Annotated in this window: 12 protein-coding genes; 1 reads left to right on the top strand and 11 read right to left on the bottom strand. The window is 72.8% G+C overall.

Translation table 11 applies throughout. From position 1 onward, the window contains the following. Positions 1 to 90: 90 nt before the first annotated feature. The 11 genes from Ae150APs1_RS20780 to Ae150APs1_RS20730 form a co-directional block, all read right to left on the bottom strand. A complete protein-coding gene (locus tag Ae150APs1_RS20780; protein ID WP_075299741.1) occupies positions 91 to 1,842 on the bottom strand; it encodes a biotin carboxylase N-terminal domain-containing protein in 1,752 nt (583 codons plus the stop codon). Beyond that, positions 1,836 to 2,777: an LLM class flavin-dependent oxidoreductase gene (locus Ae150APs1_RS20775; protein WP_075299739.1), complete on the bottom strand. Its 942-nt coding sequence runs from the start codon at positions 2,775 to 2,777 to the stop codon at positions 1,836 to 1,838. Before Ae150APs1_RS20775 ends, Ae150APs1_RS20780 begins: the two co-directional genes overlap by 7 nt. A gap of 2 nt (positions 2,778 to 2,779) precedes the next feature. Then, the gene (locus Ae150APs1_RS20770) at positions 2,780 to 3,610 is read right to left on the bottom strand and encodes a CoA ester lyase (protein ID WP_075299737.1); all 831 of its coding nucleotides are present in this window, start codon (positions 3,608 to 3,610) and stop codon (positions 2,780 to 2,782) included. Then, positions 3,607 to 4,050 (bottom strand): MaoC/PaaZ C-terminal domain-containing protein, encoded by a 444-nt coding sequence (locus Ae150APs1_RS20765; RefSeq protein ID WP_010231785.1) that lies wholly within the window; start codon positions 4,048 to 4,050, stop codon positions 3,607 to 3,609. Before Ae150APs1_RS20765 ends, Ae150APs1_RS20770 begins: the two co-directional genes overlap by 4 nt. Then, complete coding sequence (locus tag Ae150APs1_RS20760) at positions 4,047 to 5,333, bottom strand: MFS transporter (protein WP_075302353.1); 1,287 nt, start codon at positions 5,331 to 5,333, stop codon at positions 4,047 to 4,049. Before Ae150APs1_RS20760 ends, Ae150APs1_RS20765 begins: the two co-directional genes overlap by 4 nt. Positions 5,334 to 5,433: 100 nt before the next feature. After that, positions 5,434 to 5,934, bottom strand: coding sequence for a MaoC family dehydratase (locus Ae150APs1_RS20755; protein WP_075299734.1), 501 nt, complete (start codon positions 5,932 to 5,934; stop codon positions 5,434 to 5,436). Then, the gene (locus Ae150APs1_RS20750) at positions 5,934 to 6,734 is read right to left on the bottom strand and encodes an enoyl-CoA hydratase/isomerase family protein (RefSeq protein ID WP_249266413.1); all 801 of its coding nucleotides are present in this window, start codon (positions 6,732 to 6,734) and stop codon (positions 5,934 to 5,936) included. Before Ae150APs1_RS20750 ends, Ae150APs1_RS20755 begins: the two co-directional genes overlap by 1 nt. Beyond that, positions 6,731 to 8,308 (bottom strand): AMP-binding protein, encoded by a 1,578-nt coding sequence (locus tag Ae150APs1_RS20745; protein ID WP_075299730.1) that lies wholly within the window; start codon positions 8,306 to 8,308, stop codon positions 6,731 to 6,733. The genes Ae150APs1_RS20750 and Ae150APs1_RS20745 overlap by 4 nt, the downstream gene beginning before the upstream one ends. Then, complete coding sequence (locus Ae150APs1_RS20740) at positions 8,305 to 10,281, bottom strand: AMP-binding protein (RefSeq protein ID WP_075299728.1); 1,977 nt, start codon at positions 10,279 to 10,281, stop codon at positions 8,305 to 8,307. The genes Ae150APs1_RS20745 and Ae150APs1_RS20740 overlap by 4 nt, the downstream gene beginning before the upstream one ends. A gap of 25 nt (positions 10,282 to 10,306) precedes the next feature. Then, positions 10,307 to 11,851 carry an acyl-CoA carboxylase subunit beta gene (locus Ae150APs1_RS20735; protein WP_075299726.1) on the bottom strand — a complete coding sequence of 515 codons (1,545 nt, stop codon included), beginning with the start codon at positions 11,849 to 11,851 and terminating at the stop codon, positions 10,307 to 10,309. Beyond that, on the bottom strand, positions 11,851 to 12,966 hold the full coding sequence (locus Ae150APs1_RS20730) for an acyl-CoA dehydrogenase family protein (protein WP_083680264.1): 1,116 nt from the start codon (positions 12,964 to 12,966) through the stop codon (positions 11,851 to 11,853). The genes Ae150APs1_RS20735 and Ae150APs1_RS20730 overlap by 1 nt, the downstream gene beginning before the upstream one ends. A gap of 159 nt (positions 12,967 to 13,125) precedes the next feature. On the opposite strand from Ae150APs1_RS20730, the gene Ae150APs1_RS20725 reads away from it, so the two are divergent. Then, positions 13,126 to 13,740 (top strand): TetR/AcrR family transcriptional regulator, encoded by a 615-nt coding sequence (locus tag Ae150APs1_RS20725; RefSeq protein ID WP_075299724.1) that lies wholly within the window; start codon positions 13,126 to 13,128, stop codon positions 13,738 to 13,740. Positions 13,741 to 13,758 lie beyond the last annotated feature (18 nt).

Here is a 13,758-nt window from a genome sequence, read left to right as displayed (position 1 = left end):
GGCTGCGGGACGCCGATTCCCGGTCGGTCCGCCGTCGGACCGTGATGCCGTCGCCCACCGGCGGCCGGCCTCACCCACCGTGTCCCCCGGTCAGCCGTCGACGATCTCGCACAGCACCATGCGCGCGGCCACCGACGACCCGACCGCCATCGCGCCGCCACGCACCACACCCGCGCGGTGGGCGAGCACCGGGTTCTCCATCTTCATCGCCTCGACGACGACGATCAGCTCACCCTTCTCGACGACCTGACCGTCCTCGACGGCGACCTTCACCACCGTGCCCTGCATGGGCGCGGTGACCGCGTCCCCGGCGACGTCGGCCGCCTCGGTCCGCCTCAGCTCGGCGGACTCGCGGCGGATCGTGGTGGCACGCTCCGCCGCCAGCGTCGTCAGCCCGGGCGCGTCGACCGTCATGAGCCGGCGTCCGACGCGGACCGTCAGTCGCTCGCCGGTCGGCTCGGGCTCGCGGACGAGCTCGTCGGCGTGCTGCTCGATCCACCGGTTGTGCACGGCGAACGCCGGGTCCCCGACGAAGTCGGGGTGCTCGATGATCGCGGCGTAGACCCCGAGCGGGGTGGGAGCGCCCTCGATCCGGGTCTCACCGAGCGCCCGGCGGGCCCGGCGCAGCGCCTCGCCGCGGTCGCGACCGGTCACGACGAGCTTGGCGAACGTCGAGTCGAAACGGCCGTCGACGGTGTCGCCCTCGACGACACCGGAGTCCACCCGGATGCCGGGTCCGGCGGGCATCCGGTAGCGGGTCAGCGTGCCCGGGGTGGGCACGAAGTTCCTCGCCGGGTCCTCCGCCGTCAGCCGGAACTCGACGCTGTGTCCGCGCGCCACGGGCGGCTCGCCGGTGAGCGGGGCGCCCGCGGCGATCCGGAACTGCTCGGCGACGAGGTCGACGCCGGTGCTCTCCTCGGTGACCGGGTGCTCGACCTGCAGCCGGGTGTTGACCTCCAGGAAGGACAGCGTGCCGTCGTCGCCGAGCAGGTACTCGACCGTCCCGGCGCCGACGTAGCCCGCGGCCCGGCAGATCCGCTCGGCCGAGGTGCGCAGCTCCTTGTCCTGTGCCTCGGTGAGGAACGGTGCCGGGGCCTCCTCGATCAGCTTCTGGTTGCGGCGCTGGGTCGAGCAGTCCCGCAGTCCCACGACGAGGACGGTGCCGTGGGAGTCCGCGAGGACCTGGGCCTCGACGTGCCGGGCCCGGTCGAGGAAGCGCTCCACGAAGCACTCGCCGCGGCCGAACGCCGCGGCGGACTCGCGGGTCGCTGCCGCGAAGGCCTCCGCGACCTCCGCCTCCTCGTGCACGACCTTCAGCCCCCGGCCACCACCGCCGAAGGCCGCCTTGATCACCAGTGGGAAGCCGTGCTCGCGGCCGAACGCGACGATCTCGTCGGCGTCCCCGGCCGGGTCGGTGGTGCCGGGGGCGAGCGGCGCCCCCACGTCGACGGCGATGCGGCGCGCGGAGACCTTGTCGCCGAGCTCGCGGATGGTCCGGGGCGGTGGGCCGATCCAGACCAGGCCGGCGTCGGTCACGGCCTCGGCGAAGTCGGCGTTCTCGGACAGGAAGCCGTAGCCGGGGTGCACGGCCTCGGCTCCGGACTCCAGTGCGGCCGCCACCAGGGCGTCGACGTCCAGATACGTCGAGGCGGCGTCGTCACCGTCGAGGGCGACCGCCTCGTCCGCCTCGCGGACGTGCAGCGCACCGGCGTCGGGGCGGCCGTGCACGGCGACGCTCCGCAGTCCGGCGTCACGGGCGGCGCGGATGACGCGGACGGCGATCTCGCCGCGGTTGGCCACGAGGACCGAACGCAGCGGGACCCGGGGTTCATCGGTCAGCACGGGGAACCGTTCTCCTTTCCGGTGGGAGCGGCCGTGAGCGCGGGGACGACCTCACGGGCGAACTCCACGATGTTGCGGTCGAGGTCGTCGGCGGAGCAGGCGGGCGCGAACAGCACGGTCTCGGCGCCCGCCTCCCCGTACTCGGCCAGCCGGCCCGCCACCTCGGCGGGGGTGCCCGCGGGCACGTAGCGGGACAGCCGGCCGAAGTCCTGGTCGTAGATGCCGCGCAGGGTGTCGTACGCGCCGCGGCGGGCGGCCTCGCCGTCGGCGCCGACGGCCGCCCAGCAGAAGGCGGCGCCCCGGACCGGGGCCCGGCCGGGCGGGGCCGCGGCGTGCTCCCGGATCGTCGCGAGCCCGTCGGCGACGTGCTCGGGGGTGACCATGTACGGCATCCAGACGTCGGCGGAGCAGGCCGCGCGCCGGAACGAGGCGGGCTTGCGGCCGCCCACCCACAGCGGGATCCGTCCGCGTGCGGGGGCGGGGTCGAGCGCCACGTCGTCGAGGCGGGCGAAGCGCCCGTCGTGGGTCACCCGCTCGCCGGCGAACAGCCGGGTCATGACCTCGAGGGCCTCGTCGGTGCGGGCCCCGCGCTCGGCCGGGTCGACGCCGCAGGCGCGCAGCTCGGCGGGGTTCTCCCCGCCGACGCCCACGCCGAGCGAGAAGCGGCCGCCGCTGATCCCGTCGAGCGTGGCGGCCATCTTCGCGGCGAGCGCCGCCGGATACGTCGGGAGCAGGGTGACGGCGCTGAGGAGCCGGATCCGGCTCGTGGCGCCGGCCGCGGCCGACAACGCGACGAACGCGTTCGGCACCGGGCCGTGGAAGAACACGTGCTCGCCGCAGGCCAACAGGTCGTACCCCAGCTCCTCGGCCCGCACGGCGAGCGGGACGACCTGGTCGAGCGTGACCTGGGGCGGGATCATCAGGCCGAACCGCATGCTCACGCCTCTCCCGCCCGCGCCAGCACGCCCCGGGCCATCGCGACGTGCACGGCGTCGACCATCTGCCCGTCGATGACCGCGACGCCGGTGCCCGAGGCCGCCAGCACCTCGCGGGCGTGGCCCACCTCCTCGGCGGAGGGCGTGAACACGGCGTGGGCGGCCTCGACCTGGGTGGGGTGCAGGCAGATCTTGCCGCGGTAGCCCAGGTCGCGGGCCTGCTCGGCGTCGGTGCGGAACCGCTCCACCTCCCGTACGGCGACGACCGCCTGGTCGACGGCGGGCACCGCCGCCAGGTGCGCGGACAGGCAGACCCGGCTGCGGGCGTAGAGGACCTCGGTGCCGTCTGCGGTGCGGCGGCCGCCGAGGTCGGCGATCAGGTCCTCGGCACCGAAGTACGCGGCGTCCGGTCCCGCCTCCAGCAGCGGGCGCGCGTCGGCCACCCCGCGGGCGCTCTCGATCCCGACCACCACACGGGTGTCCGGCGGCAGCGCCGACCGCACCCGGTCGAGCTGCTCGACCCGCTCGTACTTGGGCAGCACCGCACCGTCCACCGTCTCGGCGAGATCCGCGACGGCGGCCACGTCGGCCTCGTGCCACGGGGTGCCGGGCGGGTTGACCCGCACGAGCACCGTCCCGGCTCCGGGGCGGGCCTCGCGCAGGGCCGCGGAGGCCGCCGCGCGCGCCTGCTCCTTGTCCCCGGGGGCGACGGCGTCCTCAAGGTCGACGACGACGGCGTCCGGCCGGGAGCGAGCGACCTTCGCCAGCAGCTCCGGCCGACCGCCCGGGACGAACAGCAGGCTCCGCACGGTCAGCGGGTCGCGCGTGCTCATGCCACGCCCTCCCGGACCACGAGGGCCTTGAGGGTCGCGTCGATCACGACGGCGTCGTCCTGGTTCCTGACGACGAACGAGCAGGTCACCACGCCGCGGTCGGTGCCCTTCGGCTCGACGGCCACCACCTCGGTCTCGACCCGCACGGTGTCGCCGATGACCGTCGGCGACACGAACCGGAGCCGGTCGATGCCGTAGAAGGCCTTCATGGCGTCCGGCCGGAACTCGACGAGGCCGAGCGCGACCGACAGGACCAGCGCGCCGTGCGCGATGCGCTGCCCGAAACGGGGGTCGGCCGCGGCGAACTCGACGTCGGTGTGCAACGGGTGCCAGTCCCCGCTGAACATGGAGAAGGTGACGATGTCGGTCTCGGTGATGGTGCGCGACCGGCTGCCGTGCCGGTCGCCGACGCCGATCCTGTCGAGGAAGTCGGAGATCACGGGGTGCTCGCTCCTGTCGTTCCGGTCATGTCGCTGCTGGCCCGGTCGACGTCCTGCTGCCGGATCGCCAGCACGCAGAGCAGCGACAGCACCGACAGCGCGGCGACGTAGGCCGAGACGCTCGACGAGGTGCCGGTGGCCGCGACCAGTGAGGTCGCCACCAGCGGCGCGATCGCCCCGCCCAGCATCACGCCGATCTGGTAGCTGGCCGACGAGGCGCTGTAACGGACGCTGGCGTCGAACAGCTCGGTGATGAAGGTGGCCTGCGGTGCGTAGGACACCGCGAACAGCAGGGAGCTGACGACGTAGGCGAGGACGACCAGGACCGCGCTGCCGCTGTCGATCGCCCAGAACGTCGGGAAGATCCAGATCGCCTGCAGCGCGAGCCCGACGACGAGGAGCTTCTTCCGGCCGTGCTGCTGGGCGAGCACCCCGAGCACCGGCAACGCCATGATCGCCACGGCGGAGCCGGCGAGGACGGCGAGCAGCATGGTGCCGTTGGTCTGGACCTGCGTCGCCTTGGCGTAGGAGAGGCTGAAGGCGTTGACGATGTAGACGATGTAGAAGTACGCGCCCGTGCTGATCATGAGCCCGGTGCCCAGGACGAGCCGCTTCGGGTAGCGGCGCACCGCGTCCGCGAGCGGGGTCCGCACCGTGCGCTTCTCGGTCCTGACGGTGCGGAAGACCGGGGTGTCCTCGAGCTTGGCGCGCACGAACAGCCCGACGACGAGCACGATGCTGATCAGGAACGGAATGCGCCAGCCCCAGCTGAGGAAGTCCTCCTCGGGCAGCTGCGACACCCCGAGGAAGGCCAGCGTGGCCAGGAACAGCCCGGCGGGCACGCCCATCTGCGGCAGGCTGCCGAACAGGCCGCGCTTCTTCGGGTCGGCGTACTCGACCGCGGTCAGCACGGCACCGCCCCACTCGCCGCCGACACCGATCCCCTGCACCACGCGCAGCAGCACCATCAGGATCGGCGCCGCCACCCCGATCGAGGCGTAGGTGGGCAGCAGACCCATGAGGAACGTCGCGACGCCCATCATGGACAGCGACAGGACCAGCATCTTCTTGCGGCCCAGCCGGTCGCCGAAGTGACCCATCACCAGCCCGCCCAGCGGCCGGGCGGCGAAGCCGACCGCGAAGGTGCCGAAGGCGGCCAGGGTGGCCGCCACCGGGTCGGCCCCGGGGAAGAACAGCTGGCCGAGGACCAGGCCCGCGGCGAGGCCGTAGATCTGGAAGTCGTACCACTCGATCGTGGTGCCGAGCAGGACCGCGGCTGCCACTCGCCGGCGCTGGACGCGGCCGGTCGGGTCGGCCGGCCGGCTCGTCCCCGGGCTCGTCGGGTTCACTGGTCACGGAGCACTCCTTCGTGCTGGACGTCGATCAGTCGTCCGCAGAGCCGGTCGGCCTGCGGTGCATGAGGCCGGTCCGCCGGGCGCGGCAGACCAGCTCGCCGCGCTGGTTGAACGCGCGGTGCTCGAACACGACGAGCCCCGCGGTGGGCCTCGACCTCGAGGCCCGGGACTCGACGACCTCGGTCTCGACCCGGACGGTGTCGCCGTGGAAGACGGGCTTGGGGAACGTCACCCGGTCGACGCCGAGCTGGGCGACGATGGTGCCCAGCGTCAGCTCCGGCACCGACAGGCCCACGACGAGCGCGACGGTGAACATGCTGTTCACCAGGGGCTTGCCGAACTCGGTGCCCTCGGCGTAGTCGAAGTCCAGGTGCAGCGGCGCCGGGTTCATCGTCATCGTGGTGAAGAGGATGTTGTCGGTCTCGGTGACCGTGCGCCGGGTCGCGTGCTGCACGACGGTCCCCACCTCGAGCTCCTCGAACCACCTGCCGGTGGCGGGACGGTGGTCGGACGTGCCGGTCGCGGACATCAGGTCTCCTGCGGGTGGAAGCGGTCGTCGGTGAAGTCGGGGGCCCTGCGTTCGACGAACGCGCCGAGCCCCTCGGCGATGGTGGGGCTCTCCAGGTGCTCGACGAGCGCGGCGCGTTCCGCGGCCAGCGCGGGGACCGCGGGAGCCTCCAGGGCCGCCCGGTGGAGCGCCGTGGTCCGGAACAGGGCGTCCGGGCTGTGCCGGGCGAGCCGGGCGACGAGGGCGTCGAGCGTCTCGTCGAGCTGGTCGGCGGGGGCGTGGTGGCTGACCAGGCCCCACCCGGCGGCGGTCCGTCCGTCGATCATCTCGCCGGTGTAGGACAGCCGCCGTGCCAGTGGCGCCGGGAGCACCCGCGGCAGGCGCACCGAGCTCCCCGCACCGGGGATCAGGCCGTACTCGAGGTGGCGGTCGCCGATCCGCGCGTCGTCGGTGGCGACGGCGAGGTCGCAGGCCAGCATGATCTCGAAGCCGCCCGCCAGCGCGTAGCGGCCGATCACGGCGACCGACACGAACGGCGCCGCCTCGATCCGGTCCAGCACGGCACCGATGGAGCCGATGTAGGCGTCGGTGCGCGCGGGGTCGCCGAGCAGGGTCCGCAGGTGCGGGAGGTCCGCTCCCGCCGACAGCGTGCTGCCGGCGCCGCGCACGACGAACACCGTCGCGCGCTGCTCCAGTGCGGTGTCCACGGCCGAGTCCAGACCGGCGATCACCGCCGGGCTCAACGCGTTCTGTGCTTCGGGACGGTCGATCAGGACGCGGACCACGCGACCCTCGACGGCGACCCGGACCGGCCCGCTCACGAGCGCACCACGGCCACGCCGGCCTTCTCCCGGTCCCACAGCTCGGCGAGCCGCTCGCGGGCGCCGACCATCAGCTTGTACTTCTCGATCTTCTCGGAGGGGGTCTTGGGCAACACGTCGATCACGTCCAGGTAGCGGGGAACCATGTAGTAGGCCATGTGCTCGGCGCAGAAGCCGATCAGCTCGGCGAAGTCGATCTCCGCGCCCTCGGCCGGCACGAGGTAGGCCATGACCTCGTCCTCGCCCAGCTCGGAGGGGACGGGTACGGCCGCGGCCTCGACGACGGCGGGGTGGCGGCAGAGCACCGTCTCCACCTCGAAGGCGGAGATGTTCTCCCCGCGCCGGCGGATGGCCTCCTTCTTGCGGTCGGCGAAGACGAGGTAGCCCTGCGCGTCGAGCCGGCCGCGGTCCCCGGTGTGGAACCACAGGTCGGTCGTCGCCGCGACGGTGGCCTCGGGCATCTTGTAGTAGCCGAGCATGACGCTGCCGCGCTCCCGGGGACGGATGCAGATCTCCCCGATCTCGCCGAGCGGCAGCGGGCGCCGCTCGTCGTCGACGATCTCGACCTCCATGTCCTCGCGGACCCGCCCGGCGCTCCCGGCCCGGTCCCGCGGGTCGTCCGGGCCGAGGATCGTGACCGCACAGTTCTCGGTCATCGCGAACACCGAGGTCGTCGCCCCGATGCCGAAGCGGTCGGCGAACGTCGCGGCCAGCTCGGGTGAGGTCGGCACGGTCATCGCCATCCGCACCCGGTGGTCGCGGTCCCGTGGGGACTCCGGCTGCTGGAAGAGGATGTTCGCCATGGCGCCCAGCGCGTTGAACACCGTGGCCCCGGTGTCACGGACCTCGTCCCAGAACCGCCGCGCCGAGAACCGGGTCCCGAGCGCCACCGACGCGTCCGCCCACAGCGCCGCGTAGACCGTGTAGTAGAGCGCGTTGGCGTGGAACAGCGGCAGGCACGTGTAGAGCACGTCGTCGGGCCGGTAGCCCGACACCGCCGCCAGCCTGCTGCCGACGGCGTGGCCCTGCGAGTGCGGTGCCACCACGCCCTTGGACGGCCCCGTGGTCCCCGACGTGTACATGATCAGGTGCGGGTCGCCGTGGCGGACACCGGACATCCCCGCCGGATCGTCGGCGGGCAGCCCGGTGAACGCGGCGAGGTCGCCCGGTCCGAGGACCTTCCGGACCAGTGGCGCCTCCGCCCGCACCTGGTCCACCCGGTCCCGGTAGCCGTCCTCGGCGCAGACCAGGACCGAGTCCGACTGCGCGAGCAGGTAGGCCAGCGCGTCGCCTCTCGCCGCGGTGTTCAGCGGCACCGCGACGGCACCCAGCTTCCCGAGTCCCCAGATCGCCCAGAGCAGCTCGGGGCGGTTGTCGAGGAGCAGCGCGACGTGGTCGCCGCGGCCGATCCCCCGGCGCCGGAACCCCTCCGCGAAGCGGTTGGTGACCTCGTGCGCGTCGGCGTAGGTCCAGCGGGTGCCGGCGAACAGGAGGAAGGGGCGGTCCCCGACCGTGGCGGCCTTGCGGGCCAGGATCGCGCCGATGGTCCGGTCCTGCAGGGGGAGTCCGGTCACGATCGCGCCTTCGCGATGGCCTCCGTGACGACGGCGAGCGCGCCCGCGTCCTCCATCGCGCTGGTGTCCCCGCTCGGCCTTCCGTGCACGACGAGGTCGCGCAGCAACCGCCGCATGGTCTTGCCGGTGCGGGTCTTCGGCAGGGCCGACGTGAGGTAGACCGTGTCGAGCCGGGCGTAGCCACCGAGCTCGCCGACGCCCCGCCGCTTGATGTCCTCCTCGACCGTGTCCGTCGGACCGTCCGTCGCGACCGTGGCCGGCGCCAGCGTCACGAAGGCGATCGGCACGGTCCCCTTGGTGTCGTGCGGGACACCGACCACCGCGGCCTCGACGACCGCGGAGTGCGCTGTCACGACGGCCTCGATCTCCATCGTCGAGATCCGGTGCGCCGCCACGTTGATCACGTCGTCGGCGCGGCCGAGGACCCAGAGGTGCCCGTCGTGGTCGACCACGGCCTCGTCGTTGGTCTGGTAGTGGCCGGGGAAGCGGCTGAAGTAGGTGTCGAGGTAGCGCTGGTGGTCGTCCCAGACGGTGCGGGCCAGCGTCGGGAACGGCTGGGTCAGGACGAGGTTGCCCTTGACCCCCGGCGGGACGGGCTCGCCGTCGTCGTCGAGTACCGCGTACTCGTGGCCCGGCACGGCGGTGCCGACCGAACCCGCCTTGAGCGGTTCGGCACCGTGGACCGGATACGTCCAGGTCGAGCCGGTCTCGGTCTGCCCGTAGGCGTTGACCACCGGGACGTCGAAGGTCGCGCTCGTCCAGCCGAAGGTGTCCGCGTCGAGCGGCTCACCCTGCATGGTGATGAGCGCGAGGTCCAGCGGATGCGCGGCGGCGAGCTCGTCCCCGAACTTGCGCAGCATCCGCGCGAGGGTGGGCGCCGCCAGCACCTTGGTGACCCGGTGGCGTTCACAGATCTCGTAGAAGCGCGCCGTGGTGGGGGTGTCGAGCGCGCCCTCGAAGCACGCGATGGTCATCCCGTTGGCCAGCCCCCCGATGACGGCCTGGATGGGGAAGGTCAGCCAGCCGACGTCGGCGGCCACCCAGTACACGTCGCCGGCCTCGTAGCCGACCTGCCAGTGGGCGTTGGCCCAGGTGCCGAGCAGGAACCCGGCGACGCTGTGCACGACGCCCTTGGGCGTGGACTCCGTCCCGCTGGTGAAGATCAGGAACGAGGGCTCGTTCGGGTCGAGCGGGACGGCCGGGGTGCCGGCCGCACCCGCCTCCAGCACCGCGGCGTACGCGTGCTCGCCCTGCTCCAGTGCGACGCCGTCACCGGTGCGGTCGACGACGACGGTGGACTCCAGGGTCGGCACCCGCTTGCGGGCGGCGCGCAGCGTCTCCAGCAACGGCACCCGCCGGCCTCGCCGGTAGCTCGCGTCCGCCACCAGCACCGCCTTGGCGCGGGAGGACTCCAGCCGGGAGGAGACGGCCTCCTCGCCGAACCCGGAGAACAGGACGGTGTAGATCGCGCCGATCCGGTTGCAGGCGTGGATCGCGGTGAACGCCTCGATGAGGTTGGGCATGTAGATGCCCACGACGTCGCCCTTGCCGACACCGAGCTCCACCAGGCCGGCGGCCAGGCGGGAGACCTCGTCGGCCAGCTCGGCGTAGGTGAGGGTGCGGACCTCGCCGGGCTCGCCCTCCCAGATCAGCGCGCGGCGGCCTGCGGTCCCGGGGTCCTCCGCCCAGCGGTCGACGCAGTTGTCCGCGACGTTGATCCGTCCGCCCTCGAAGTAGCGGAAGTCGGTGATCCCGCCGGAGCGGACGGACTCCCAGGGCTGCGACCAGCGCTGGCGCCTCGCCACCCACTCCCAGTACTCGTCGGCGGAACCGAGGGCACGGACCTCGGCGAGCTCGTCGACCCGCTCCTGGACGGTCCACCGTGCGGGCAGCGGCTGCAGCGGGGTGGCGATGAGCTGCGCGAGCGGGTCACCGTCGGGACCGGGGACGCTCGTCGAGGTGTGTGAAGACATCGTTGTCCTTCCTCGGGACGGGTGGTCAGACCGGGCTGACCGGGTGATGACGGCGGTCGGCCGGCCGGGACCAGCGGTCGGCGTCGACCATGCGGGCGGCCAGCTCGGCACGCAGCCGTCCGGGCTCGACGACGGCGTCGACGACCAGGTCGCTGCCCATCCGCAGCAGGTTGAGGTCGGCGTTCTGCTCGACCGTGCGGGCCTCGACGAACGCGGCACGCTCGGTCTCGTCGGAGATGGCCGCGATCTTGTTGGCGTAGACGGCGTTGACCGAGGCCTCGGCCGCCATCGGCCCGATGACGGCGGTGGGCAACGCGAGCGTGGCGCGGGGCTCGAAGCCGGGTGCGCACATCGCGTAGTAGCCGGCGGCGTAGGCCTTGCGCAGGACGACGGTGTACTTCGGCACGTCGGCCGAGGCCATCGCCACGATCATCTTCGCGCCGTGCCGGATGATGCCCTGGCGCTCGACCTCGACGCCCACCATGAATCCGGGGACGTCCTGCAGGAACACCAGGGGGACTCCGAACGCGTCGCACAGGGAGACGAACCGCGCCGCCTTGTCCGCGGAGTCGACGAAGATCGCGCCGCTGCGCACGCTGGGCTGGTTGGCGACCAGGCCAATCACGCGTCCGTCGAGCCTCGCGAACCCGACGACGATCTCCTCGGCCCAGCGGGCCTTGATCTCGAAGAACGAGTCCGCGTCGACCAGCCCGTCGATGACGTCCCGGACGTCGTAGGCGGTGTTCGGGTCCATCGGCACCACGTCGCCCAGCGGCCGCTCCGGTGCCTCGCCGGCGACCCGCGCCGGCGCCGAGCGGAAGTCGTCGGGCAGGTACGACAGCAGCAGCCGCGCCGCGGCGACGGCCTCCCAGTCCGAGTCGAAGACCTCGTCACCGCACCCCGAGACCGACGCGTGCATCATCGCGCCGCCCATCTCCTCCAGCGTGGTGACCTCACCGGTGACCTTCTCGGCCACCCGCGGGCTGGCCAGGTACATCGAGGCGTTGCCGTTCACCATCCCGACCCAGTCGCAGAAGGCGGGCATGTAGGCCCCGCCCGCCGCCGACGGACCGTGCAGGCAGCAGATCTGCGGGACCCGGCCGGACAGCCTCACCTGCAGGTTGAAGATCGCCGACGCTCCGCGCCGGCCCGGGTAGAAGCCCATCTGGTCGGTGAGCCGGCCACCCGCCGAGTCCACCAGGTAGACCACCGGGAGCAGGTCCCTGTCGGCCCGCTCGAGGATGCGGATCTGCTTCTCGCAGGTCAGCTCCCCCCACGAGCCCGCCTTGACGGTGAAGTCGTGGGCGATGACCGCGACCGGCCTGCCCTCGACGCGACCCACACCCGTGACGACGCCGTCGGCGGGCAGGGCCTCCGCCGCGGCGGTGGCCAGCAGGCCGTCCTCGACGAACGACCCCGGGTCGAACAGGACCGCCAGCCGCTCACGGACCGGCAGCTTGCCGGGCCACCGGGCCGGGTCTCCCCCGCCCAGCGCCCGCCCGGCGGCGTCCACCACGTCCTGCGCCGTCGGAGCACCCGGTGCGACGGCGCCCTCGTCCACCGCCGTCATCAGGCGCCCTTCATGGACTTGGACAGGATCTCCAGCTGCACCTCGTCGGTCCCGCCGCCGATGCGCAGGATCCGCGCGTCGCGGTAGTGGCGGGCGACGGGCGTCTCCTCGACGAACCCGGCACCACCGAAGAGCTGCACCGCGTCGTCGATGACGCGGTTCGCCGCCACGGCGGCCAGGTACTTGGCGCGCGCCACCGAGACCGGCGCCTCGGGGTGGCCGGCGTCCATCCGTGCCGCGGCCTGGTAGGTGACCAGCCGGGCGGCGTCGAGATCGATCTCCATCGTCGCGACCCGGTGCCGGACCGTCTGCAGACCGGTCAGCGGCGCGCCGAACGCCTCCCGCTCGCGCACGTGGGCCCGGACCAGGTCGAGGCACTCGGCGGCCTGCCCGATCCCCATGCCCGCCAGGGCGATCCGCTCGAGCTGGAACCCCTCCATGATCTGGTGGAACCCGCGGTTCTCGGCACCGACGACCGCGTCGTGCGGCACGACGGCGCCGTCGAGGACGACCTCGCGGGTGTCCGAGGAACGCCAGCCCATCTTCGTCAGCGGCGAGCCGAACGACAGCCCGGGCGCGTCCTTCGGCACCTCGAACAGCGTGATCCCCGAATGGCGGGGCCCTCCCGAGCGGGCGCCGACGATCAGCACGTCGGCCAGGCCCGCGTTGGTGATGAACATCTTGCGGCCGTCGATGACCCAGCCGTCGTCGGTGCGCCGGGCCTTCGACGTCAGGCCCGCGACGTCCGAGCCCGCGCCGGGCTCGGTGACCGCGATGGCGGCGACGGCCTCGCCCCCGGAGATCCGGGACAACCAGCGGTCCCGCTGCTCCGGCGACCCGTTCCGGGCCAGGTGCGGTGCGGCCATGTACGAGCTCACCAGCGGCGTGATCGCGATACCCGCGCTGGCCCGGGACAGCTCCTCGGCGACGATCGCGACGGCGAGCGCGTCCCCCTCGGACCCACCGTGCGACTCCGGGATCGACATCCCCAGCAGGCCCGCCTTGGCCAGCGACGCCCAGAGCTGGACGGGGAACGTGCCGGTCTCCTCGGCGGTGTCGACGAGCGGACGGACCTCGCGGTCGGTGAAGTCCCTGCAGGACTCGCGGAAGAGCACGTGATCCTCATCCAGTTCCCACATGCAGATGTGCACCGCCTCACATATCTTACTGACCGGTCGGTCAGATTTTTCGCAGACGCGGCCCGGACTTGTCAAGGCCGTCGGTCCGGGACCGGCCGACTACGGTGGAGCGGGCACATCGGGAACGGAGGACCCATGACGCAGGCCGCGCGGCGCCGGCCGGGGCCGAGCAAGGCGGACGCCCAGCGGCAGCGCCTGGTCTCCGAGGCCGCCGCGATCTTCAGCCGGCAGGGCTTCCGGGCGACGTCGATGAACGAGATCGCCGCCGCGGTGGGCATGTCGAAACCCGCCCTGTACTACTACTTCCGCAACAAGGAGGAGCTGCTCGTCCGGATCTACTCGGACGTCCTCGACGAGAGTCTCGCGATGGCACGGGAGACGGTCGCCGACGCCACGTCGTCCTTCGACGCGGTCCGGGACCTGATCGCCTCACGGGTGGTCTACACCTGCAGGAACCAGGCGCTGCTCAAGGTGTGCTTCGAGGAGGAGCACGAGCTCCCCGCCGACCTGGCGAGCGAGATCCTGCAGCGGCGCCGCACGTTCGAGGCACTGTTCGCCGACGAGCTCCGGGGCCACCTCGAGCGGCACCCCGATCTCGATCTCGGCATGTCGCCGTCGATCTACGTGAACATGTGCCTGGGCGCGGTGAACTGGTGCTACAAGTGGTTCGACCCCGCGGGGCCGTCCTCCCCCGAGGAGATCGGCCGGCAGATGGCGGCGGCACTCACGGTGTCCCTCGCGACGAGGTGAACCGGGGCCGGACGGGGT

The sequence above is a fragment of the Pseudonocardia sp. Ae150A_Ps1 genome, assembly GCF_001932315.1.
Taxonomy (GTDB): domain Bacteria; phylum Actinomycetota; class Actinomycetes; order Mycobacteriales; family Pseudonocardiaceae; genus Pseudonocardia.
Note: the sequence above shows the minus strand (reverse complement) of the source record. Positions and strands in the feature narration are given on the sequence as shown.